Source organism: Clavibacter michiganensis subsp. insidiosus (assembly GCF_002240565.1).
Classification (GTDB): Bacteria; Actinomycetota; Actinomycetes; order Actinomycetales; family Microbacteriaceae; genus Clavibacter; species Clavibacter insidiosus.
On sequence record NZ_MZMO01000001.1, the window covers coordinates 1582079 to 1605178 of the forward strand.

At 71.0% G+C, this 23100-nt stretch carries 26 protein-coding genes; 12 read left to right on the top strand and 14 right to left on the bottom strand.

All coding sequences use genetic code 11. The features are described 5' to 3' along the window. The first annotated feature begins 25 nt into the window (after positions 1 to 25). From B5P21_RS07720 to B5P21_RS07745, 6 genes are all read left to right on the top strand, one after another. The gene (locus B5P21_RS07720) at positions 26 to 1447 is read left to right on the top strand and encodes a dipeptidase (RefSeq protein ID WP_045528245.1); all 1422 of its coding nucleotides are present in this window, start codon (positions 26 to 28) and stop codon (positions 1445 to 1447) included. Positions 1448 to 1581: 134 nt separating this feature from the next. Beyond that, positions 1582 to 1944 carry an iron-sulfur cluster insertion protein ErpA gene (erpA, locus tag B5P21_RS07725; RefSeq protein ID WP_045528243.1) on the top strand — a complete coding sequence of 121 codons (363 nt, stop codon included), beginning with the start codon at positions 1582 to 1584 and terminating at the stop codon, positions 1942 to 1944. 124 nt (positions 1945 to 2068) lie between these two features. Then, entirely contained in the window at positions 2069 to 2980 is a 912-nt protein-coding gene (gene ctaC / locus B5P21_RS07730) for an aa3-type cytochrome oxidase subunit II (RefSeq protein ID WP_094171004.1), read from the top strand. A 10-nt stretch (positions 2981 to 2990) separates the two neighbouring features. Next, positions 2991 to 4736: an aa3-type cytochrome oxidase subunit I gene (gene ctaD / locus B5P21_RS07735; protein WP_172457228.1), complete on the top strand. Its 1746-nt coding sequence runs from the start codon at positions 2991 to 2993 to the stop codon at positions 4734 to 4736. Position 4737: 1 nt separating this feature from the next. Beyond that, positions 4738 to 5154 (top strand): cytochrome c oxidase subunit 4, encoded by a 417-nt coding sequence (locus tag B5P21_RS07740; protein WP_045528239.1) that lies wholly within the window; start codon positions 4738 to 4740, stop codon positions 5152 to 5154. A gap of 4 nt (positions 5155 to 5158) precedes the next feature. Then, entirely contained in the window at positions 5159 to 5596 is a 438-nt protein-coding gene (locus B5P21_RS07745) for a GNAT family N-acetyltransferase (protein WP_045528237.1), read from the top strand. A 119-nt stretch (positions 5597 to 5715) separates the two neighbouring features. On the opposite strand, the gene B5P21_RS07750 is transcribed toward B5P21_RS07745, so the two are convergent. The 9 genes from B5P21_RS07750 to ctaE form a co-directional block, all read right to left on the bottom strand. Beyond that, positions 5716 to 6315, bottom strand: a complete 600-nt coding sequence (locus tag B5P21_RS07750) for a PP2C family protein-serine/threonine phosphatase (RefSeq protein WP_052663206.1) — start codon at positions 6313 to 6315, stop codon at positions 5716 to 5718. Continuing rightward, positions 6312 to 6776, bottom strand: a complete 465-nt coding sequence (locus B5P21_RS07755) for a hypothetical protein (protein ID WP_133064178.1) — start codon at positions 6774 to 6776, stop codon at positions 6312 to 6314. The genes B5P21_RS07750 and B5P21_RS07755 overlap by 4 nt, the downstream gene beginning before the upstream one ends. Then, on the bottom strand, positions 6713 to 7087 hold the full coding sequence (locus tag B5P21_RS16830) for a hypothetical protein (protein ID WP_144407219.1): 375 nt from the start codon (positions 7085 to 7087) through the stop codon (positions 6713 to 6715). Before B5P21_RS16830 ends, B5P21_RS07755 begins: the two co-directional genes overlap by 64 nt. A gap of 217 nt (positions 7088 to 7304) precedes the next feature. Then, positions 7305 to 7511, bottom strand: a complete 207-nt coding sequence (locus tag B5P21_RS17270) for a hypothetical protein (protein WP_236688660.1) — start codon at positions 7509 to 7511, stop codon at positions 7305 to 7307. Beyond that, positions 7508 to 8206 (bottom strand): methyltransferase domain-containing protein, encoded by a 699-nt coding sequence (locus B5P21_RS07765; RefSeq protein ID WP_236688659.1) that lies wholly within the window; start codon positions 8204 to 8206, stop codon positions 7508 to 7510. The genes B5P21_RS17270 and B5P21_RS07765 overlap by 4 nt, the downstream gene beginning before the upstream one ends. 118 nt (positions 8207 to 8324) lie before the next feature. Next, positions 8325 to 9950: a cytochrome bc1 complex cytochrome b subunit gene (gene qcrB, locus B5P21_RS07770; RefSeq protein ID WP_094171409.1), complete on the bottom strand. Its 1626-nt coding sequence runs from the start codon at positions 9948 to 9950 to the stop codon at positions 8325 to 8327. Further along, on the bottom strand, positions 9934 to 11043 hold the full coding sequence (gene qcrA, locus B5P21_RS07775) for a cytochrome bc1 complex Rieske iron-sulfur subunit (RefSeq protein WP_045528233.1): 1110 nt from the start codon (positions 11041 to 11043) through the stop codon (positions 9934 to 9936). Before qcrA ends, qcrB begins: the two co-directional genes overlap by 17 nt. A gap of 45 nt (positions 11044 to 11088) precedes the next feature. Next, a complete protein-coding gene (gene qcrC, locus B5P21_RS07780) occupies positions 11089 to 11889 on the bottom strand; it encodes a cytochrome bc1 complex diheme cytochrome c subunit (RefSeq protein ID WP_015490499.1) in 801 nt (266 codons plus the stop codon). 26 nt (positions 11890 to 11915) lie between these two features. After that, a complete protein-coding gene (gene ctaE, locus B5P21_RS07785) occupies positions 11916 to 12554 on the bottom strand; it encodes an aa3-type cytochrome oxidase subunit III (RefSeq protein WP_080939309.1) in 639 nt (212 codons plus the stop codon). An 80-nt stretch (positions 12555 to 12634) separates the two neighbouring features. Between ctaE and trpD the strand changes: the two genes are divergently transcribed. Both trpD and B5P21_RS07795 read left to right on the top strand, forming a co-directional pair. After that, positions 12635 to 13690, top strand: a complete 1056-nt coding sequence (gene trpD, locus B5P21_RS07790) for an anthranilate phosphoribosyltransferase (RefSeq protein ID WP_045528231.1) — start codon at positions 12635 to 12637, stop codon at positions 13688 to 13690. Between the two features lie 47 nt (positions 13691 to 13737). Next, on the top strand, positions 13738 to 14484 hold the full coding sequence (locus B5P21_RS07795; protein WP_045530357.1) for an SOS response-associated peptidase: 747 nt from the start codon (positions 13738 to 13740) through the stop codon (positions 14482 to 14484). 99 nt (positions 14485 to 14583) lie between these two features. Here the strand turns inward: B5P21_RS07795 and glpK are convergent, their stop codons facing one another. Both glpK and B5P21_RS07805 read right to left on the bottom strand, forming a co-directional pair. After that, positions 14584 to 16101 (bottom strand): glycerol kinase GlpK, encoded by a 1518-nt coding sequence (glpK, locus tag B5P21_RS07800; RefSeq protein ID WP_045528230.1) that lies wholly within the window; start codon positions 16099 to 16101, stop codon positions 14584 to 14586. A 27-nt stretch (positions 16102 to 16128) separates the two neighbouring features. Next, complete coding sequence (locus tag B5P21_RS07805; protein ID WP_172457227.1) at positions 16129 to 16932, bottom strand: MIP/aquaporin family protein; 804 nt, start codon at positions 16930 to 16932, stop codon at positions 16129 to 16131. Between the two features lie 230 nt (positions 16933 to 17162). On the opposite strand from B5P21_RS07805, the gene dhaK reads away from it, so the two are divergent. Genes dhaK through dhaM form a run of 3 tightly spaced genes read left to right on the top strand, consistent with a single transcriptional unit; the run spans position 17163 to position 19552 of the window. Then, entirely contained in the window at positions 17163 to 18164 is a 1002-nt protein-coding gene (gene dhaK, locus B5P21_RS07810; protein WP_045528229.1) for a dihydroxyacetone kinase subunit DhaK, read from the top strand. A 3-nt stretch (positions 18165 to 18167) separates the two neighbouring features. Then, a complete protein-coding gene (dhaL, locus tag B5P21_RS07815) occupies positions 18168 to 18821 on the top strand; it encodes a dihydroxyacetone kinase subunit DhaL (protein ID WP_045528228.1) in 654 nt (217 codons plus the stop codon). Continuing rightward, positions 18818 to 19552, top strand: a complete 735-nt coding sequence (gene dhaM, locus B5P21_RS07820) for a dihydroxyacetone kinase phosphoryl donor subunit DhaM (protein ID WP_045528227.1) — start codon at positions 18818 to 18820, stop codon at positions 19550 to 19552. Before dhaL ends, dhaM begins: the two co-directional genes overlap by 4 nt. 23 nt (positions 19553 to 19575) lie before the next feature. On the opposite strand, the gene B5P21_RS07825 is transcribed toward dhaM, so the two are convergent. Beyond that, the gene (locus B5P21_RS07825) at positions 19576 to 19992 is read right to left on the bottom strand and encodes a YchJ family protein (protein WP_045528226.1); all 417 of its coding nucleotides are present in this window, start codon (positions 19990 to 19992) and stop codon (positions 19576 to 19578) included. A gap of 89 nt (positions 19993 to 20081) precedes the next feature. Between B5P21_RS07825 and B5P21_RS07830 the strand changes: the two genes are divergently transcribed. Next, the gene (locus B5P21_RS07830; protein WP_045528224.1) at positions 20082 to 20597 is read left to right on the top strand and encodes a mycothiol transferase; all 516 of its coding nucleotides are present in this window, start codon (positions 20082 to 20084) and stop codon (positions 20595 to 20597) included. Positions 20598 to 20648: 51 nt separating this feature from the next. Here B5P21_RS07830 and B5P21_RS07835 read toward each other — a convergent pair whose 3' ends face one another. Then, positions 20649 to 21140, bottom strand: coding sequence for a glutathione peroxidase (locus B5P21_RS07835; protein ID WP_045528222.1), 492 nt, complete (start codon positions 21138 to 21140; stop codon positions 20649 to 20651). 116 nt (positions 21141 to 21256) lie between these two features. Further along, positions 21257 to 23017, bottom strand: a complete 1761-nt coding sequence (locus B5P21_RS07840) for a glycerol-3-phosphate dehydrogenase/oxidase (protein WP_045528220.1) — start codon at positions 23015 to 23017, stop codon at positions 21257 to 21259. Positions 23018 to 23100 lie beyond the last annotated feature (83 nt).

Genomic DNA, 23100 nt, shown 5'->3' on the forward strand with positions numbered 1-23100 from the left:
CTGGAGTGAATCTAAGATTACCTGCATGACGCCTCCCGACACCTCCGCAGACGCCGTGACCGCACCGGACCAGGAGGCCGTCGACCGGCTCGCCGCCGCCGTCGCGGGAGGGCTCCCCACCACGATCGCCGACCTCTCGGCGCTCGTGCGCATCCCCTCCGTCTCCTGGCCGGCCTTCGATCCGACCCACGTCGTCGCCAGCGCGGACGCCGTCGCGGGCCTCCTCGCGGGGCTCGGCGTCTTCGACGACGTCTCCGTCCACCGCGCCACGACGCCGTCGGGCGACGACGGGCAACCGGCGGTCCTCGCCACGCGCGCTCCGCGCGACGGAAAGCCCACGGTGCTCCTCTACGCGCACCACGACGTGCAGCCCCCTGGAGCGGACGAGCACTGGGAGACGCCGCCCTTCGAGCCCACCCTCCGCGGCGATCGCCTGCACGGCCGCGGCGCCTCCGACGACAAGGCCGGCATCATGACGCACGTCGCGGCCATCCGCGCGCTCGTCGAGGCGGAGGGCGACGACCTCGACCTCGGCCTCGCCGTCTTCATCGAGGGCGAGGAGGAGGCCGGATCCCGATCCTTCTCCGACTTCCTCGCCACGCACCACGACGCCCTCGCGGCGGACGTCATCGTCGTCGCCGACAGCGACAACTGGGACATCGACACCCCCTCCATCACCATCGCCCTCCGCGGCAACGTCACCTTCCGCCTCACGGTGCGCACGCTCGACCACGCGTCGCACTCCGGCATGTTCGGCGGCGCCGTCCCCGACGCGATGATGGCGGCCGTCCGCCTCCTCGACTCGCTCTGGGACGAGCGCGGCTCCGTCGCGGTCGCGGGCCTCGCCTCCACGGAGATGGAGACGCCCGCCTACGACGACGCGCGTCTCGCCGAGGAGGCCGCGCTCCTGCCCGGCGTCTCCGCGGTGGGCACCGGCCCGATCCTCACGCGCCTGTGGGCGCAGCCGTCCATCACCGTGACGGGGATCGACGCCCCCTCGGTCGCCAACGCGAGCAACACGCTCCTCCCTGAGGTGTCCGTGCGCATCAGCGCGCGCATCGCCCCCGGGCAGACGGCCGCGGACGCGTACCGCGCCCTCGAGGCGCACATCCAGGGGAACCGTCCCTTCGGCGCGCACGTCGAGATCAGCGACGTCGACCAGGGCGACCCGTTCCTCGTCGACGCGACCGGCTGGGCGATGGCCGAGGCCACGGCCGCCATGACCGCCGGCTGGGGGCGCGCACCGGTGCAGGCCGGCATCGGCGGCTCCATCCCGTTCATCGCCGACCTCGTCGAGGCCTTCCGTTCGGCGCAGATCCTGGTCACCGGCGTCGAGGACCCGGACACGCGCGCCCACAGCCCGAACGAGTCGCAGCACCTCGGCGTGCTGCAGCGCGCGATCCTCAGCGAGGCCGTCCTCCTGTCGCGCATCGCCCACCGCAGCTGACGATCGCGGTCCAGTCCATCAGCGCCGGGCGGATCGGGCCGGCGGCCGGGAACACCCGGGTGACTCCCGTGGTTGCACGACGTAGACTCCACCGGAGTCGCCCGACCGCAGATCCCACCACCCGAGGAGTGCTCATGACCGACACCACGCTGACCGAGGCCGCCCAGGCGGCCCACCGCGTCGGACTCACGGACACCGCGGCGAGCAAGGTCAAGAGCCTGCTCCAGCAGGAGGGCCGCGAGGACCTCCGCCTCCGCGTCGCCGTCCAGCCCGGCGGTTGCTCCGGCCTCATCTACCAGCTGTACTTCGACGAGCGCGAGCTCGACGGCGACGCCACGGTCGACTTCGACGGGGTCGAGGTCATCGTCGACAAGATGAGCGTTCCGTACCTCGACGGCGCCACCATCGACTTCGAGGACACCATCCAGAAGCAGGGATTCACCATCGACAACCCGAACGCGGGCGGTTCGTGCGCCTGCGGTGACTCGTTCCACTGACACACGGAACGGTAAGCGGATCTGGGCCCGGAAACACGGGGCCCGAACAGGGAGTCGTCCTTCGGGCGGCTCCCTGTCGCGTAGTGTGGAACCCGTCACATCCGGTTCTCCGAAGGGTCTGCACGTGCGCTTCACTCGCCGTCAACGTTGGCTGACGATCCCCGTCGCCCTGGGCATCTCGATACTCCTCGCGGGGTGCACCCAGCAGCAGCTCCAGGGATTCCTGCCGACGGAGCCGGGTACGACCAACCACGTCGACTCGGTCATCGGCCTGTGGGTCACGGCCTGGATCGTCCTCCTCGCCGTGGGTGTCCTCACCTGGGGCCTCACCATCTGGGCCGCGGTCGCGTACCGCCGCCGCAAGGGCCAGACCGGCCTGCCCGTGCAGATGCGCTACAACATGCCGATCGAGATCTTCTACACGATCGTCCCGCTGATCCTCGTCCTCGGCTTCTTCGCGTTCACCGCCAAGGACCAGGCCGCCATCGAGGCCCGCTTCGACAAGCCCGAGGTCAAGGTCCAGGTCTTCGGCAAGCAGTGGGCGTGGGACTTTAACTACCTCGGCGGCGAGACCGAGGCCGGCCAGCCCATCGAGGGCGGCGCGTACGAGCAGGGCGTCCAGGCCGTCGACGACCCGAACGGCCCCCAGGGCTCCATCGACAAGGACAAGCTCCCCACGCTCTACCTGCCGGTCAACACCAAGGTCGAGCTCGAGCTCAACACCCGTGACACGCTGCACTCCTTCTGGGTCGTGGACTTCCTCTACAAGAAGGACCTCATCTCCGGCAAGACGAACTACATGACGTTCATCCCGGAGAAGGAGGGGACGTTCATGGGCAAGTGCGCCGAGCTCTGCGGCGAGTACCACTCCCTCATGCTCTTCCAGGTCAAGGTCGTCTCCATCGACGAGTACAACGCCTACATCGAGAAGCAGAAGGCGGCCGGCTTCGCCGGAGACCTCGGCAAGGACTACGACCGCCTGCAGAACCTCCCCGGCACCGACGTGCCGGCCACCACCGAGTCGTCCGAGAAGTAGGGCACACATCGTGACATCGACACTGAACCGTCCCACCGCGATCCCCGCGGGTCAGGCGAGGGTCCTCGACGGCTCCGGCAAGGCCGAGCGTCGCGGCAACGTCGTGGTCAACTGGATCACCTCCACCGACCACAAGACGATCGGGTACCTGTACCTGATCACCTCGTTCCTCTACTTCTGCCTCGGCGGGGTCATGGCGCTCGTCATCCGCGCCCAGCTCTTCGAGCCGGGCCTGCACGTGGTGGAGACGAAGGAGCAGTACAACCAGCTCTTCACCATGCACGGCACGATCATGCTGCTCATGTTCGCGACGCCGCTCTTCGCGGGCTTTGCCAACGTGCTCATGCCGCTGCAGATCGGCGCTCCGGACGTCGCGTTCCCGCGCCTCAACGCGTTCGCGTACTGGCTGTTCAACTTCGGCTCGCTCATCGCGGTCGCCGGTTTCCTCACCCCGGCCGGAGCGGCCTCGTTCGGATGGTTCGCGTACGCGCCGCTGTCCAGCACGACGTTCTCGCCCGGGTTGGGAGGCAATCTCTGGGTGATGGGCCTGGCGCTCAGCGGATTCGGCACCATCCTCGGCGCGGTCAACTTCGTGACGACGATCATCACGATGCGCGCCCCGGGCATGACCATGTTCCGCATGCCGATCTTCACGTGGAACATCCTCGTGACGTCGATCCTCGTGCTGATGGCCTTCCCGGTCCTCGCGGCCGCGCTGTTCGGCCTCGGCGCCGACCGCATCTTCGACGCGCACATCTACGACCCGGCCAACGGCGGCGCCATCCTGTGGCAGCACCTCTTCTGGTTCTTCGGGCACCCCGAGGTCTACATCATCGCGCTGCCGTTCTTCGGCATCGTCTCGGAGGTCTTCCCGGTCTTCAGCCGCAAGCCGATCTTCGGGTACAAGACGCTCGTGTACGCGACCATCTCCATCGCGGCCCTCTCGGTCACGGTGTGGGCGCACCACATGTACGTCACGGGCTCCGTGCTGCTGCCGTTCTTCTCGCTCATGACCATGCTCATCGCGGTCCCCACCGGCGTGAAGATCTTCAACTGGATCGGGACCATGTGGCGCGGATCGGTCACGTTCGAGACGCCCATGCTCTGGGCCATCGGCTTCCTCATCACGTTCACGTTCGGCGGCCTGACCGGCGTCATCCTGGCATCGCCCCCGCTCGACTTCCACGTGTCGGACACGTACTTCGTCGTCGCGCACTTCCACTACGTCGTGTTCGGCACCGTCGTGTTCGCCATGTTCTCCGGCTTCTACTTCTGGTGGCCGAAGTGGACGGGCACGATGCTCAACGAGCGCCTCGGCAAGGTCCACTTCTGGCTGCTGTTCATCGGCTTCCACACCACGTTCCTCATCCAGCACTGGCTGGGCGTCATGGGCATGCCGCGTCGTTACGCGACGTACCAGCCCGAGGACGACTTCACGTGGATGAACCAGCTGTCCACCATCGGCGCCGGCATCCTCGCGCTGTCGATGATCCCGTTCTTCCTGAACGTCTGGATCACCGCCCGCACGGCGCCGCGCGTCACCGTGAACGACCCGTGGGGCTACGGCCGCTCGCTGGAGTGGGCGACCTCCTGCCCGCCGCCGCGGCACAACTTCACGTCCATCCCGCGGATCCGCTCGGAGGCCCCGGCCTTCGACCTCAACCACCCCGAGGCGGGCATCCCCGTGGGAATCGGTCCGGCCAAGGACGCTCCCGATGCCGCGACCTACGACATCTCCAGCGACAAGGTGAAGTGACGTGCGCGCCAATAGGAACCTGTTCTACGTCCTCGCGGTCTTCTTCGTCATCGCGGCGGCCGCGTACACGATCTGGCACATCATCGACACCGGTGAGGTGGAGTGGGTCGGCACGCTGGCCATCGCGCTGTCCGGGGCGCTGGCCGCGTTCATCGGCTTCTTCGTGGCCCGTCTCTACGCGGCGCAGAACGGCGAGCTCCCGGAGGACCGCAGCGACGCGAACGTCGACGACGGCGACCCTGAGCTCGGCTTCTTCAGCCCGTGGAGCTGGTGGCCCGTGATCCTCGCCGCCGGTGCCGCGTCCGTGTTCCTCGGCCTCGCCGTGGGCATCTGGATCGCCATCATCGGCGGCGGGCTCGCGCTCATCGCGCTCGTGGGCTGGACCTACGAGTACTACCGCGGCTACTTCGCCCGCTGATCCGATGGTCGACATCCGGCACGCCCAGGCCACGGACGGCGATGCGGTCTTCGCGCTGTGCCAGCAGCTCGACATGATCAACGCCCCGGCGACGCGGGACGACTTCGACGTCACCTTCTCCCACATCCTGCGGGCGAACAAGGACGAGGGTCGCGACGTCCTCCTCGTCGCGGAGGACGCGGGCACGGTCGTGGGGTACGCGTACCTCGTCGTATCGCGGCTCCTGTACGCGGGCGGGCTGAGCGCGCACCTCGAGGAGCTCGTGGTGGACACCACGGCCCGCAGCGCCGGGACGGGCTCGGGCCTGGTCCGTGCGGTCGAGCGCCTGTGCGGCGATCGCGGCGTCGGGCAGATCACCATGAGCACGCGTCGTGCCGGAGAGTTCTACAAGCGCCTCGGCTACGAGCGCACGGCGGAGTTCTACAAGAAGCTCCTGCGCTAGCCGGGCGGTGCAGCATCGTCGATGCCCGGTCCCCTCGAGGCCCGGGCATCGACGCGTCCGGGGCGAGATGCGCCGACGGGCATGCGAGCCCTCGAGCGCGCAAGCGGCGCCCGCGCGCCTCAGAGCGGGGCCGCGGCCCGTCGGATGGCCACGACGGTCACGTCGTCGGGCGGCGCGGTCGACGTCGCCATGCGCGTGAGGCTCGCCACCGCGGCGGCGGCGGTGCGATCGGCGTCCGCGGCGGTGCGGGCGGCGGTGTCCATGGAGTCTCCCGTCCCGTCGAAGAGGTCCAGGACCCCGTCGCTGCAGACGAGGAGCATGTCGCCGGGATCGAGGCGGAGTCGCGTCGTGGACCACTCCTGCGTGCCCAGGACGCCCAGCGGCAGGTTCCGGGACGGCACGGCCTCCCGCGTGCCATCGGCGCGGCACACGACGGAGAGCCCGTGCCCCGCGTCCACCAGCGCGACCTCGCCGGTGCGGACGTCCAAGCGCATGTGCAGGAGGGCGACGAAGGCGTCGTTGGCGTCGAGGTCCGCCTCGACCGCCCGGTCCACGACGGAGGGCGTGCGGGCCGGGTCGAGGGCTGAGGACGCGACGCGTAGCGCGGCGCGGACCGTCGCGGCGATCCTGGCCGCGCCCACGCTCGTGCCCATCACGTCCGCGAGCGTGACGACCAGGCCGTCCGGGGTGCGCTGCCAGTCGAAGAAGTCGCCGCTCACCGCACCGCTGGGACGCAGGTCCCGGCCGCGCCGTAGCCGGGCAGGTCGGGGACGGACTGCGGCAGGAGGCGGAGCTGCACGCCGCCCCCGTCGACGAGCTCCTGCCGGGAGGTCGCGGCCCGGGCGGCGAACATCTTCGCGACCTGCTCACCGCTGAGCGACGCCATGCTGAACGACACGACGACCAGCAGCACGAGAGTGATGAGCGTCGTGCTCGGCGTGCCGAACCACGTCGTGAAGACGTCGCCGCGGGGGCCGGCGCCGAGGAAGACGACCGTGCGGACAGCGTAGTAGGTCGCCAGGGCTCCCGACGCCAGGATGAGCGGCCACCTGGTCCGGGACAGCCCCGCGTCGAGCATGACGATCTCGCGGGTGGACATCCCGATGAGCCCGGCCATCATGGCCAGGTAGAGCGGCCCGCCCGACCAGTCGTTGGTGGCGGGGGAGTCCGTGGCGGACACGGCCGTGATGAGGTCGCCGGGGCCACCACGAGCCACCAGGGGGTCGCCCGGCCGCGCAGGGACCGGCTCCCTATCCCGACCGATGCGGCCCCGGCGACGATGAGCCCGTTCCCGAGCGGGTTGCCCCACACCTGCGCGGCCGTGCCGTCCAGCAGGTAGGCGAGCGAGCCGCCCATGAAGAGGGCCGGCGCGGCGCACCACCAGAAGCTGAACGGGGATCGGGTGCTGCGGAAGGTGACGAGGGCGAAGAGCAGGAACAGCGTGAGGGTGGTGACGCCGAAGGCGATGCGGAGGGTGGGCGAGTCGAGCAAGGCGCGGTCCGTGTTCCCTGGGTCGGGCCCGGCGGGGGATCCGCAGGGGATCGGCCCGTCGCGAGGGCGGGGCTCCTCTCCGGAGGGCGACGCCGAGCTCTCCGCTTCCCCCCGGACAGCAGCAGTCTGACCCTCGCCACGCTACCCGGGGCCGGGTGCCGGTGACGCGGTCGGGACGGGGAGCGGCGTGGATCGGCCAGCTCCTCGCTCGTCCGCCTCAGCTCGCCGTGTCGATGTCGCGTCGGCGGAGGACGTGGATCATGACGTCGACGGTGACGCTCTGCCGCGCGGTGGCGGCCGGGGACGCCGCGGCGTCGGAGGAGCTGGGGGCCGTCGCATGCGGTCCGCTCGGGTGGTGCGCGGACGGGCCCATGGCCAGGAGCAGGGCGACGTCGTCGTCGGAGAGGTCCAGGACGCTCTTCACGTGCGTCTCGGAGACGGCGTCGAACAGGGGCTCCGCCGCCTCGAGGATCCGCTCCCGCTTGTCCTCCTGCACGCCCACGGCGCGGCCCTGGGCGCGGAGCTCCGCCAGGTGCCGCGGCCCGGCGGCCACGATGGCGAGGTATCCGCCGGGGAGAGGACCCGGTGGAACTCGGGCAGGTTGCGAGGCGCGAACACGTCGAGGATCACGTCGGCGGCGCGGTCGCGGACGGGGAGCCCCGCCCACGTGTCGGCCACGAGGCCGTCGACGTCCCGCCTGCCGCGCACCGCGATCGCGACGGCCGCCGGGGAGAGGTCGGCGGCGAGACCGATCGCGCCGGCGGACCGGTCGAGCACGGCACGGAGGTAGTGCCCCGTCCCGCAGCCCGCGTCGAGGAAGCGGGGTCCGGCGTCGGCGGCGGAGCCGGAGGGGCCCCCGACGACCGCGGCGATCGCTTGGACGAGCGCGTCGACCAGCAGCGTGTAGTGGCTGCGTTCGAGGAACCGGTCGCGTGCCGCCAGCATCTCGGACGTGTCGCCGGTGACCCGGGTGCCCGGTGCGAGGAGCGTCGCGTACCCGCGCTTGTTGGCATCGACGGAGTGGCCGCGGTCGCAGCGGATCACGAGCGGCGGTACGGCGTGGAGGTCGTCGCCGCAGGTCGGGCAGCGGAGCCACGACGCGAGCCGGACGAGATCCACGGGTGCTCCTCGTGTGGTGGTGGGCGATGTTCGGACCCGCGCGCACGAGAGCCGGTCCGGCGTACGGCCGGACCGGCTCTCGGTCGTGCTCGTGCGTCAGCGCGAGCGGAAGTGGCGCCTAGTGGTGGTCGCTGCGCTCGACGTCCTTCGTGGTGACCGGGGAGATCCGGTCCTCGAAGAACCACTTGGACAGCGCCGCGCGGGCCCGCTGGTTGACCGTGATTCGTCCACGGCTGTCCGGGCGGATCATGAGCGGCTTGTAGCCGTCGAAGCTGACCAGGCGCCAGCGCTCGTACTCGTCGAGCTGCTCGTGCACCTCGATGAACTCGCCCCCGGGCAGCTTCACGATGCGGCCCGACTCGACGCCGTGCAGGGCGATCTCGCGGTCCTTCTTCATGAGCGCCAGGCAGATGCGCTTGGCCACCTGGTAGGCGATGACCGGTCCGAGGATCAGCAGCGCCTGCAGCGTGTGGATGACGCCCTCCATCGACACCTTGAAGTGCGTGGCGATGAGGTCGGAGCTCGCCGCGGACCAGAGGACCGCGTAGAACGTGACGCCAGCGGCGCCGATGGCGGTGCGCGTCGGGGCGTTGCGCGGGCGGTCGAGGATGTGGTGCTCGCGCTTGTCGCCCGTGATCCACGCCTCGATGAAGGGGTAGAGCGCGACGAGCACGATGAACAGACCCAGGACCGTGATCGGCAGGATGATGTTGAACGAGAACGTGTGGTCGAACAGCACGAACTCGAGTCCCGGCGGAACGAGGCGGAGCGCACCGTCGGCGAATCCGATGTACCAGTCGGGTTGCGTTCCCGCCGAAACGGGCGAGGGATCGTAGGGCCCGTAGTTCCAGATCGGGTTGATCGTGAAGAACGACGCCATGACGACGATCACGCCGAAGACGACGAAGAAGAACCCGCCTGCCTTCGCCGCGAAGGTGGGGAGGACCGGGACGCCGACCACGTTCTCGTTCGTGCGGCCGGGGCCGGCGAACTGGGTGTGCTTGTGCACGACCACGAAGAGGAGGTGGAGCGCGAGGAACGCCACGAGGATCGCCGGCAGCAGCAGGATGTGCAGCGTGTAGAGCCTCGGGATGATGTGCGTGCCCGGGAACTCGCCGCCGAAGAGCAGGAAGGAGATCCACGTGCCGATGACCGGGATGCCCTTCACCATGCCGTCGATGATGCGCAGGCCGTTGCCGGAGAGCAGGTCGTCGGGGAGCGAGTAGCCCGTGAAGCCCTCGGCCATCGCGAGGATGAAGAGGACGAAGCCGATGAACCAGTTCAGCTCGCGCGGCTTGCGGAACGCACCCGTGAAGTAGATGCGCAGCATGTGCAGGCCGATGGACGCCACGAAAAGCAGGGCGGCCCAGTGGTGGATCTGCCGCATGAGCAGGCCGCCGCGGATGTCGAACGAGATGTCGAGCGACGACGACATGGCGACGGACATCTCGACGCCCTTGAGGGGCGCGTACGAGCCGGCGTAGTGCGTCTCCGCCATCGACGGGTTGAAGAAGAAGGTCAGCCACGTGCCCGTGAGCAGGATGACGACGAAGCTGTAGAGCGCCACCTCGCCGAGCATGAAGGACCAGTGGTCCGGGAAGATCTTCCGCCCGAACTCCTTGACGGCGACGCTGACGCTGGTGCGCTCGTCGAGGTAGGTGGCAGCGGCGGCGGTGAGGCCGCCCCCGCTCTTGGCGGCGGGCGCGGCAGCACCCGTCGTGGTCGGATCAGCTGTTGTAGTCACCACGACGCTCCCAGAAACTCGCCCCTACGGGCTCGGTGAAATCACTCTGTGCAATGAGGTAGCCCTCGTCGTTGACGGCGATGGGCAGCTGCGGCAGGGGCCGCTTGGCCGGTCCGAAGATGACCTCGCAGTGGTTGGTCACGTCGAACTGGGACTGGTGGCAGGGGCAGAGCAGGTGGTGGGTCTGCTGCTCGTAGAGCGCCACCGGGCAACCCACGTGCGTGCAGACCTTGGAGTACGCGACGATCCCGTCGTAGGACCAGCCCTTGCGCTCCGGCGTCTCGACGAGGTCCTCGGGGCGGAGTCGCATGAGCAGCACCGCGGCCTTGGCCTTCTCCTCGAGCTTGCCCACCTCGAGCTCCATGAGGGAGGCCGGGATGACGTGGAACGCCGAGCCGATCGTGACGTCCGACGCCTTGATGGGGGTGCCGGAGGGATCGCGGGTCAGTACCTCGCCCTTCTTCCACAGCGTGTGGCTGAGGGCGGAGGCGGGCTCCTCGGCGCTGCCCGGGTAGAGGTCGCGGAAGAGGATCACGGCCGGGAGCGGGAAGGCGACGAGGGCGCCGATGAGGCTGTTGCGGATGAGGGAGCGACGACCGAAGCCGGACTCCTCATTCGCCTGGGCGAAGATCTCGACGGCGCGGGCCTGCGTGGCGGGCGAGCCGCCCTGAGGGTGCCGCTCGTCGATCAGCTCGTGGTCGCTCATGAGTGCCTTGGACCAGTGGATGGCGCCGATGCCGAGGCTCAGGAGCGCCAGCGCGATGCCTACGCCGAGGAAGAGGTTGTTGAGGCGCACGCTGCCGGGGTCGTCCGCGTAGATCGGGAAGCCGAAGTAGGCGCCGATCGCGAAGACGCTGCCGACGATGGACAGGTAGAACCACGTGTAGACGACGCGCTCGGCGGTCTTCGCCTTCTTCGGGTCCTTGTCGGTGACGCGGAGGCGGTGCTCCGGGAAGCCGGGGTTCTGGAAGGCGTCACGCGTGGCGACGGCCGTGCCGCCGGCGAGCACGACGTCGCGGCCTGCCGGCTCGAGCTCGCCGGCGTCGTAGCCCGCGGGGACGACGCCCGACTCGTCCTTATCGTCGTGTGCCATGTACGTGCCTCTCCTGTGTTCTGGTGCTGGTCATCGATGCGGGCGTCAGTTGGACCGGGCCGTGAGCCACACGGTCAGGGCGACGATGCCGCCGAGGCCGAAGATCCACATGAAGAGCCCCTCGGAGACCGGGCCGAGCCCGCCGAGGTTCGCGCCGCCGACCGTGCTGTTCTCCTCGATGTACTGCAGCGACGTGATGATGTCGCGCTTGTCCTCGGGGGAGATGTTGGTGTCGTTGAAGACCGGCATGTTCTGCGGGCCGGTGACCATGGCCTCGTAGATGTGGACCGGGGCCACGCCCTCGAGGCTGGGGGCGAACTTGCCCTCCGTGAGGGCGCCTCCTGCCGCCGCCACGTTGTGGCACATGGCGCAGTTGATGCGGAAGAGCTCGGCGCCGTTCGCGGCGTCGCCCTTCCCGTCGAGGTACTGGCCGTCGGGGATGGCCGGGCCGGGAGCGAGCGAGGCGACGTACGCCGCGAGCTGCTTCACCTGGGTGTCGGTGAACTGCGTGGGCTTCTCCGGTGCCTGGACCGTGGTGCCCTGCAGCGGCATGCGGCCGGTGCCGACCTGGAAGTCGACGGACGCCGCGCCGACGCCGATGAGGCTCGGGGCGACGCCCGTGCCGGTCGCGTCCATGCCGTGGCAGGTGGCGCAGTTGGAGCCGAAGAGCTTCTGGCCCTCGTCGATGGTCTGCGCGGACTTCAGGTCGACCTCGGCCGACGCGGTGCCCGACTGGATCATCGAGTAGGCGCCACCCGTGGCGAGCAGGCCGATGGCGAGCAGGGCGATGGTGGTCAGGGGGCTGCGGCGACCGGTTCGACGGGCGCGTGCTGTCTTGGTGCTCATGCTGTGGTTGTTGCTCCCGCTCGGTGCTATTTGAGGACGTAGATGACCAGGAAGAGCCCGATCCAGACCACGTCGACGAAGTGCCAGTAGTAGGACACGACGATGGCGCTCGTGGCCTCCCTGTGCCCCATCGACCGGACCGCGAAGATGCGGCCGATGACGAGGAGGAAGGCGATGAGGCCGCCGGTGACGTGGAGGCCGTGGAAGCCCGTGGTCATGTAGAACGCCGAGCCGTAGGCATTGCTGCCGAGCGTGATCCCCTCGGTGACGAGGGTGGCGTACTCGAAGATCTGACCCACGACGAAGATGGCGCCGAGGGCGTAGGTGAGGAAGAACCACTCGACCGTGCCCCACTGGCTGGGCTTCCAGCCCGTGGCCCGCGCCTGCAGGCGCTCGGCCGCGAACACGCCGAACTGGCACGTGAACGAGCTCGACACGAGGATGAGCGTGTTCACGAGGGAGAAGGGCACGTTGAGGCGGCCCGCCTCGAACTCCCAGAGGGCACCGGACGTGGAACGCAGGGTGAAGTAGATCGCGAAGAGACCCGCGAAGAACATCACCTCGCTGCCGAGCCACACGATGGTGCCGACGGCGACCGTGTTCGGCCGGTTCACCACCGGCGCGGTCGATATTGGGGAGATTGAGGTGGTCGTCACAGGTTCCATTATGACCCAGGCCGACGACACCCGATGCCCACCCCGGCCGCCCGTGAGATCCGATCCAGCCGCTCGTTAGGCTGATCGCCATGCCCTCCGCCCCGACCTGGCCCGCGCTCATCACCACGCTCATCGAGGGGCGCCACCTCTCGGTGTCGGAGTCCACCTGGGCGATGCGCCAGGTGATGCGCGGGGAGGCGACTCCCGCGCAGCTGGGCGGCCTCCTGGTCGCGCTGCGGGCCTCCGGCGAGACCGTCGACGAGATCGTCGGCTTCCGCGACGCGGTGCTCGAGGAGGCGCTGCCGCTCGACGCGGATCCGCGTGCGCTCGACATCGTGGGGACGGGAGGGGACCCTTACGGCGCGGTCCTCAACATCTCGTCGGTGGCGTCGGTGATCGCCGCCGCCGCGGGCATCCCCGTCATCAAGCACGGCAACCGCGGGGCGAGCTCGCCCTCCGGCGCGTCCGACGTGCTGGGCGCGCTCGGGGTCGACCTCACCATCGCGCCCGAGCGCGTCGCCGCCGTGCTCCGCGAGACCGGCATCACGTACGCGCACGCCGCCCTCTTCCACCCGGGCTTCCGCCATGCCGCGGCCACCCGGCGCGACCTCGGCATCTCGACGCTGTTCAACGTGCTCGGGCCGCTCTGCAACCCGGCACGCCCCGAGGCGTCCGCCGTCGGCGTCGCCGACCTGTCGCGCGTCCCGCTCATGGTGGGGGTCTTCCGGACCCGCGGCGCCACCGCGCTCGTGTACCGGGGCGACGACGGCATCGACAAGCTGACGACCACCGGGCACAGCCACATCTGGGAGGTCAGCCGGGGCGCGGTCACGGAGCACGACCTCGACCCGCTCGAGCTCGGGATCCCGCGCGCTCCCATCGAGTCGCTCCTCGGCGCGGGGGTGGAGGAGAACGCGGAGGTGATCCGCCGCGTCCTCGCCGGCGAGCCGGGTCCGCAGCGCGACGTCGTGCTGCTGAACGCGGCGGCCGGCCTCGAGGCCTTCGACCTGATGGGGGATCCGACGCGCGTCCAGCAGCCCATGGTGCGTCGGCTGCGCGAGAAGGTCGCCGTCGCCGCCGACGCGGTGGACTCCGGCCGCGCCGCCGCGAAGCTCGAGGAGTGGGCGGCGGCGACGCGCGCCTGATCCACGGCGACGCGGTCGATGTCGCGCGTGCGGCGGATGATGGACGCATGTGCGGGAGATTCGTGGTGGCGCGGGCGACGGCCGACCTCGTCGGGGAATGGGCGGTCGACGACGTCGAGGGCGACGACCCGGTCCCCTCGTGGAACGTCGCCCCGACGACCACGGTCCGCATGGTCGCCGACCGGCATCCGCACGGCGACCCGGGCGGCGACGTCCGCCGCGTCGTGACCGGCGCCCGGTGGGGGATCGTCCCGCCGTGGGCGAAGGCCGTGCAGGGGGCGCCGCTCATCAACGCGCGCGTCGAGACGGTCACCGAGAGGCCGACGTTCCGCAGGGCCGTGCTCACACGGCGGGCCGTCGTGCCGGCGGACGGGTACTACGAGTGGCAGGCCACCGCGTCCGGGAAGCAGCCGGTCTACCTGCACGCGGAGGACGAGCGCCCGCTGGCGTTCGCCGCCGTGTACGAGCACTGGCGGGATCCGGCCGTCCCGGACGGGGAGCCCGGCGCATGGCTGCGGAGCCTCGCGATCATCACGTCCGCGGCGAGCGACGCGCTCGGGCACATCCACGACCGCACCCCCGTGGTCGTGCCGCGCGACCGCCTGGACGACTGGCTGGACGCGGGCACGACGGCCGTCGACGACGTGCGGCACCTGCTGGGCTCGCTGCCGGAGCCGCACCTCGTGCCGCGGCTCGTGTCGACGCGCGTCAACAGCGTGCGGAACGACGGGCCCGACCTCGTCGCGCCCGTCGATGACGCGCCCGCGGACGGCGGGCAGCCGACGCTCCTCTGACGCGGCCGCGAGCGGCCGAGGGACCGCCGGGAGACGCCGGGACACGCCGCGCGCCCCGCCAGCGATGCTGACGGGGCGCGCGGATCGTGCGGGTGCGGTCTACTGCACGTCGTCGTCGACCCAGTCGAAGGTCTTCGTGACAGCCTTCTTCCAGAGGCGCAGCTGGCGCTCGCGCTCGGCGTCGTCCATGTCCGGCGTCCAGCGGCTGTCCTCCTGCCAGTTCTGGCGGAGGTCGTCGAGGTCCTTCCAGAACCCGACGGCGAGGCCCGCGGCATACGCGGCGCCGAGCGCGGTGGTCTCCGCGACGACGGGGCGGACGACCGGCACGCCGAGGATGTCGGCCTGGAACTGCATGAGCAGGTTGTTGGCGATCATGCCGCCGTCGACCTTGAGCTCGGTGAGGTCGACGCCCGAGTCGGCGTTGACCGCGTCGAGAACCTCGCGCGTCTGGAAGGCCGTGGCCTCCAGCGCGGCGCGGGCGATGTGGCCCTTGTTGACGTAGCGCGTGAGGCCGACGAGCGCGCCGCGGGCGTCCGAGCGCCAGTACGGCGCGAAGAGGCCCGAGAAGGCGGGGACGAAGTACACGCCGCCGTTGTCCTCGACCGTGGCCGCGAGCGTCTCGATCTCCGCGGCGCTCGACACCAGGCCGAGGTTGTCGCGCATCCACTGCACGAGCGAGCCCGTGACCGCGATGGATCCCTCGAGCGCGTAATGCGGCTCGGCGTCGCCCAGCTTGTAGCCGAGCGTCGTGAGGAGGCCGTTCTGCGAGTGGATGATGTCGGTGCCGGTGTTGAAGATCAGGAAGTTGCCGGTGCCGTACGTGTTCTTCGACTCGCCCTGGTCGAACGCGGCCTGGCCGAACGTGGCGGCCTGCTGGTCGCCGAGGATGCCCGCGATGGGGACCTCGCGCAGGAGGCTCGACGACTCGACCTGCCCGTAGACCTCGGAGGAGCTCTTGATCTCGGGGAGCATCGAGCGCGGCACGTCGAAGGCCGTGAGGATCTCGTCGTCCCACTGGAGCGTCTCGAGGTCCATGAAGAGCGTACGGGACGCGTTCGTCACGTCGGTGACGTGCACGCCGCCGTCGGTGCCGCCCGTGAGGTTCCACAGCACCCAGGTGTCGGTCGTGCCGAACATGAGGTCGCCGGCCTCGGCCTTCTCGCGGGCGCCGTCGACGTTCTCGAGGATCCAGACGATCTTGGTGCCCGAGAAGTAGGTGGCGAGCGGCAGCCCGACGGTGGGCTTGAAGCGCTCGACGCCGCCGTCGGCCGCGAGGCGGTCGACGATCTTCTGGGTGCGGGTGTCCTGCCAGACGATGGCGTTGTAGACGGGCTTGCCCGTGGTGCGGTCCCACACGACGGCGGTCTCGCGCTGGTTGGTGATGCCCACGGCCTCGACGTCGTGGCGCGTGATGTCGGCCTTGGACAGCGCCTGGCCGATGACCTCGCGCGTGTTGCGCCAGATCTCCATCGGGTCGTGCTCGACCCAGCCAGCGCGGGGGAAGATCTGCTCGTGCTCGAGCTGGCCGGTGGACACGATGGATCCGCTGTGGTCGAAGACGATGGCCCGCGTGCTGGTGGTGCCCTGGTCGATGGCGACGATGTACTTCTCGCTCATGTGGTCTCTCCTATGAGGGTCGGGGTTCTAGAGGATGGGGAGCAGCGCGTAGGACGCGAGGCCGGCGAGGACACCGCCGATGGCGGGGCCGACGACGGGGACCCACGCGTAGGACCAGTCGCTCGAGCCCTTGCCCTTGATGGGGAGGATCGCGTGCGCGATGCGGGGCCCCAGGTCACGGGCGGGGTTGATGGCGTAGCCGGTCGGCCCGCCGAGGGACGCGCCGATACCGACCACGAGGAGCGCGACGGGGATCGCGCCCAGGGCCGAGAGGCCGGCGGGGGTGGCCGCGTCCGCGTCGGGGTTGTTCGCGAGGCTGAAGCCGAGGATCACGATGACGAGCACGAACGTGCCGATGATCTCGGTGACGAGGTTCCACGCGTAGTTGCGGATGGACGGGCCGGTCGAGAAGACGCCGAGCTTGGTGGCCGCGTCGGGCTCCTCGTCGAAGTGCTGCTTGTAGGCGAGCCAGCAGAAGACGGCGCCGATGATCGCGCCGACCATCTGGGCGAGGATGTACACGGGGACGCTCGCGACATCCTCGATCTTGCCGGCGGCGAGGAGGCCGAGCGTGACGGCCGGGTTGAGGTGCGCGCCGGACGCGTAGGAGACGGTGACACCGGCGAAGACCGCGAGGCCCCAGCCGAAGTTGACCATCAGGGTGCCGCCGGCGAGCCCCTTCGACTTGATGAGCGCGACGTTCGCCACGACTCCGCATCCGAGGAGGACGAGGAGGGCGGTGCCCACCGTCTCCGACAGGAATATGACTCCAAGATCCACTGCGTAGTGCTCCGATCGTTCGTCGAGGCGCGGGGGCGACCTCTTCCGCATCGTCGCGGTGCCTCCAATCTAGTGCCGACGGCGAGGGCGGCCCCGTCCCGGCTGGCCGTTCCGCGACGTGCATCCCTGCCCGCGGGGGAGGGTCCGCGGGGCTGTCGCAGCTCCTCCCGCCGGGCGTATGTTGGCGGCACGCCCGAGTCGCCGCCGACCGAGTCCCGATCTCGATCCGGCTCGGATGCGCGGCGGCCGAGCGGCCGCTCGGGACCCGCGAGGAGCCGGCCGTGAAGAAGCTGATCAACGAACCGAGGGCGGTGGCCGACGAGGCCGTCCAGGGCTTCGCCGCCGCCCACCCCGACCTGGTCGTCCTGAGCGCCGACCCGCTCTTCGTCCGGCGCGCGGACGCCACCCGACCCGGGCGCGTCGCCCTCGTCAGCGGCGGCGGCAGCGGGCACGAGCCGCTGCACGCCGGGTTCGTGGGCCACGGCATGCTCGACGCCGCCGTGCCCGGACCGGTGTTCACGAGCCCGACCCCGGATCCCGTCGTCGCCGCCACCCTCGCCGTGGACGGCGGGGCGGGCGTGCTGCAGATCGTGAAGAACTACACGGGCGACGTCCTCAACTTCGAGACCGCGGCCGAGCTCGCGGAGGCGGAGGGCGTGCGGGTGCGGACGGTGGTGGTCGACGACGACGTCGCGGTCACCGACTCCCTGTACACGGCCGGCCGCCGCGGGGTCGCGGGCACCGTGCTCGTGGAGCGCATCGCGGGCGCCGCCGCGGAGCGCGGGGACGACCTCGACGCCGTGGCCGCGATCGCCGAGCGGGTGGTCGGGCAGGTGCGGAGCATGGGCGTCGCCATCCGCGCGTGCACCGTCCCGCACGCCGGCGAGCCGAGCTTCGCGCTGGAGGACGACGAGATGGAGATCGGCATCGGGATCCACGGCGAGCCCGGCCGCGTCAAGCTGCCCCTCGAGCCGGTGGACGCCATCGTGGAGCGCCTCCTCGACCCGGTGCTCGAGGACCTCGGCGCGCCGGCCGGCAGCCGCGTGCTGCTGATGGTGAACGGGATGGGCGCGACGCCGCTGTCCGAGCTCTACATCGCGTACCGTCGCGCGGCCGCCGTGCTCGAGGAGGCCGGCCTGACGGTCGCCCGCAGCCTCGTGGGAGACTACGTCACGGCCCTCGACATGGAGGGACTGTCCCTCACGGTGCTCCTGCTCGACGACGAGCTCGTCGACCTGTGGGACTCGCCCGTGCAGACCGCCGCGCTGCGGTGGGGGAGGTAGCTCATGGCACTCGGGACCGACTGGGTCGTCGCCTGGATCACGGAGGCGGCGCGCGTCGTCGCTGACCAGCGCGGCGAGCTCATCACGCTGGACCGCGAGATCGGCGACGGCGACCACGGCGAGAACCTCGACCGCGGCTTCGGGGCCGTCACGGAGAAGCTGGCGGGCCTGGCGTCCGACGCCGCGCCCGCCGACGCGCTGAAGACCGTCGCCACCACGTTGATCTCCACCGTCGGCGGCGCGTCCGGCCCGCTGCTCGGCACGGCCTACCTCAAGGCCTCCGCGGCCGTCGCGGGCCGCGCCGACCTCGACGCGTCCGCGATCGCCGACCTCCTCGAGGCGGCGGTGGGCGGCATCGTCCTGCGCGGCAAGGCGGAGCGCGGCGAAAAGACGATGGTGGACGCGTGGGGTCCCGCCGCCGAGGCCGCGCGTGCGGCCGCCGACGCGGGATCGAGCCCGGCCGACGCCCTGGAGGCCGCCGCCGACGCCGCCGCGCGCGGGGCGGAGGCGACGGAGCCGCTCGTGGCCCGCAAGGGACGCGCGTCCTACCTGGGGGACCGCGCCATCGGGCACCGGGATCCGGGCGCGCAGTCGTCCGCGTTCATCCTGCGCGCCGCGGCCGCGACGGCCCGCGCCGCCGAGGGGGCCGCGTCGTGAGCGTCGGCATCGTCCTCGTCTCCCACAGCGCCCTCATCGCGCACGGGCTCGTCGACCTCGCCCGCCAGATGGCGCCGACCATCGCGCTCGTGCCGGCGGGCGGATCCGGCGATGGCACGCGCGACGACGCGGGCATCGGCACCAGCTTCGACGTCGTCTCCGCGGCGCTCGCCGAGGCGGAGGGCGGCGACGGCGTCGTCGTGCTCGCCGACCTCGGATCCGCGTACCTCACGGCCGAGACCGCGGTCGACCTGCTCGACGAGGATGCCGCCGCACGCGTCCTCGTGGTGCGCGCGCCGCTGGTGGAGGGCGCGGTCGCCGCCGCGGTCGCCGCCGAGACGGGCAGCTCCCTCGAGGACGTGGCCGCGGCCGCCGCCTCGGCCGTGGGCGCGGACGCCGCGGAGGACGCCGACGCGGGCCTCGCGCCGGATCCCCGCGCCGACGGCACCGAGCCCGCACCGGCTGGCGGGTCGGGCACCGTCCGCGGCGAGGCGACCCTGGTCAACCGCGACGGCCTGCACGCGCGTCCCGCCGCCGACTTCGTCACGCGCGCTTCGGCCTACTCCGCGGCCGTCACCGTCAACGGGCAGAACGCGGCGTCGCTCCTCGGCGTCATGGCCCTCGGCCTCACCCGCGGCGCGCACGTCGTGATCGAGGCCACGGGCGACGACGCCGAGGAGGCCGTCACCGCGCTGGTCGAGCTGATCGAGTCGGGGTTCGGGGAGGCCTGACGAGGCTCTCCCGGCCGGGGCGGTCAGAGGGCGTCGAGGTAGACCCAGGATCCCGCCTGCCGGACGAAGCGGCTCGCCTCCCGCTGGCTGCCGCGCTCGCCGTCGTGCCGGAACGCCGCCTCGAAGTCGACGACGCCCGTCGCGTCGTCGGGCCCGCCGAGCGCCGTGCGGTGGATCGTGAGCCGGAACCAGCGGACGGACGGGTCGAGGTCGATCTCCGCGGGGCGCGTCGACGGGTGCCAGCTGCGCGCGAGATACGACGCGTCGCCGCGGGCGTAGGCGGAGAACCGTGAGCGCATCAGCCGCTCGGCGGTCGGCGCCTCCGCGTCTCCCCGGTGCAGCGGACCGCAGCAGGCGCCGTACGGATCGCCGCTCGTGCACGGGCACCAGGCGTCGTCGTCGGGCGTCGACAACGGGGCGTCGGGGGAGAGGCGCGTCATCCTGCGAGCCTGCCATGCCGGCGACCCGGAGCAGGATGGAGGGGCGACCGCGCCCGCTGGCCCGCTCGTTCCACGACCCGAGGAGCACCATGATCCCCGCCACCGACCTGCTCGTGGACGCCTACGGGCGCATCGCCGAGATCGTCCGCGACGCCGTCGACGGCCTCGGCGCCGACGACCTCGCCTTCCGTCCGGATCCCGAGGCCAACTCCGTCGGCTGGCTCGTCTGGCACCTCGCCCGCGTGCAGGACGCCCAGGTCGCCGACGTCGCCAGCCGGGACCAGACGTGGACGGCCGGGGGATGGGCGGGGCGCTTCGCCCTCCCGTTCGACGAGACGGCGACCGGGTACGGGCAGCCGCCCGAGGACGTCGCATCGCTCGAGGGCGTCACCGCGGAGCTGCTGCTCGGATACCTCGACGCCGTGCAGGCGGCCACGCTGTCCTACCTCGCCGGGCTCGACGCCGCGGAGCTCGACCGCGTGGTCGACGAGGACTGGACCCCGCCCGTGACGCTCGGCGCCCGCCTCGTCAGCGTGCTCTCCGACGACCTGCAGCATGCCGGCCAGGTGTCCTACCTCGCGGGCCTCGTGGCCCGTCGCCGCTGACGACCCGGGCGCGGGCGCAGTTGCGCCGGCGATCGCCGACGTGCACGGCCCTCAAGCGGGCAGCTCGGCCTCGATGAGCGACACGATCTCCGGCGCGTCCGGCTCGACCGTGGGGCGGAAGCGGTGCACGGCGCCCGACGGCGTGACGACGAACTTCTCGAAGTTCCACTTCACGCGGCCGGCCTTCCCGTCGGCGTCCGGCGTCTTCGTCAGCTCCGCGTAGATGGGGTGCGCGGAGCGGCCGTTGACCTTGACCTTCTCCATCATCGGGAAGGTGACGCCCCACGTGGTGGAGCAGTACTCGTCGATGGCCTCCGCGGATCCGAGCTCCTGCAGGAACTGGTTGCTCGGGAAGCCGATGACCGTGAAGCCCCGCTCCCCGTAGGTGCGCTGCAGCTGCTCGAGCTTCTCGTACTGCGGCGCCAGGCCGCAGCGCGAGGCGACGTTGACGACGAGCACGACCTTGTCGGCGTACGCGCCGAAGGTGGTGTCCTCGCCCTGGAGAGTGGTCAGCGGGATCGGGTCGAGCCGGGGATGCGTCATGGCCCGAACGTAGACCCGTCCCCTGACAGCGGCTCCCGGCTCCCGGGACGCGGAGAGGCCGGCCACCTCTCGGCGACCGGCCTCCCGGATGCGGATCGGATCCGCCGTGCGTCGTGCTAGTTCGCGAACTCCGTGACGGTCGCGTCGGCCGCGACCTTCGTGGCGCCGACATCGACGCCGTGGTACGTCAGCAGCGTGTCGACGGTGTCCTGGATCTCCGCGTCGCGCTCCTCGCCGGTCCAGCCGAGCGCGTCCTGGAGGACGTCCGCGATCTCCGCGAGCATGTCGTGGGTCACGCCGCCGACGAACGCGAGGTTCGTGCGACGGAGGACGACGTCGGCGAGGTGCACCGCGTCCTCGTGCGTGGCGAAGTACGCGATCTCGGCGCGCGTCAGCTGCGGGTCGGTCGTGAGCGGCGTCGACGGCTGTCCGGAGAGGACGTCGATGACGCTCGTGGCGCGGGTGCCGTAGCGGTTGAGCAGGCGGTCGACCTGCTCGGTGCCGATGCCCTCGGAACGCGCGGCCTGCGTCGCGATCCAGCGGGCCCGGGCGGTGCTGGAGGACGGGAAGTCCTTGCCGCCGCCGATGGGCATGCCGGTCGTGTCGACCGAGCGCTCGACGCCGAGGCGCGTGGTGGCCTCCGTGGAGAGGTGCGCGGACAGCGCGCGGAACGTCGTCCACTTGCCGCCGACCAGGCTCAGCACCTTGCTGCCGGACAGGCCCGCGATCTCGGTCTCGACGATGCGGTAGTCGCGCGACACGAAGCCGGGCGCCGTGTCCTCGTGGCGCGGCAGCGGGCGGATGCCCGAGTAGCGGTACACGATGTGGTCGCGGTTGAGCTCGATCTGCGGGAAGACGTGCTTGACGAGGTCGAAGAAGTAGTCGACCTCGTCCTCGGTGCAGACGGCCGGCTCGCTCGGGTCCGCGTCGATGTCCGTCGTGCCGATGAGGACGCGGCCCTTGAGCGGGTAGATGAGGACGATGCGGCCGTCGTTGTTCTCGAAGAAGATCTCGCGGCCCTTGGTGGCCTCGAGGAGCTCGGCGTTGTCGACGACGATGTGCGAGCCCTTGGTCCCGCCCATGAACTTCGTGTCCCCGCCCATGGCCTCGTTGGTGAGGTCGGTCCAGGGGCCAGACGCGTTGACGACGACGTCGGCCTTCACGACGAACTCGGTGCCGGAGATCACGTCGCGCAGCTTCACCCCGCCGTCCGCGACGCCCACGGCCTCGAGGTAGTTGGCGCTGCGCGCGTGGTCGCCCGCGGCCAGGCCGTCCTTGAGCACGTCGAGCGCGAGGCGCTCGGGCTCGTGCACGGAGGCGTCGTAGTAGGTGCCGGTGAACTTGACGTCCTTGTTGAGGGCGGGCATGTCCTCGCGGGCGGCCTTGCCGATGCGGAAGCGGTGGCGCGGGACCGAGCCGCCGTCGCGGGAGAAGGAGTCGTAGAGCGTCATGCCGACGCTGATGAGGAGGGCGCCGCGCTCCTTGGTGGAGCGCTGCTTGTGGGTCAGCATGCGCAGGGGCGCGTTGAGGATGCCGGAGAAGGTGGAGAAGATCGGCATGGTCGTCTGCAGCGGCTTCACGTAGTGGGGCGCGATGCGGATGAGGCCGTTGCGCTCCTCGACGGACTCGCGGACGAGGCGGAACTCGCCGTTCTCGAGGTAGCGGATGCCGCCGTGGATCATGTGCGAGCTCGCCGCCGAGGCGCCCGAGCCGTAGTCGGCGCGCTCGACGAGGACGACGTCGACGCCCTGGAGCGCGAGGTCGCGGAACGTCGCGATGCCGTTGATGCCGCCGCCGATGACGAGCACCTTCGCGCTCGGGCGGTCGTGGATGCGGGCGACGTTGTCCCGCAGGTCGGTCTTCTTCGACGTGGTCACGAGGGGCTTCTCTCTGTCGGTGCATGCGCGCATCGTGCGCGCGTCTGCATCCATCATCCGCCCGCGAACGGATCATGCGAAGC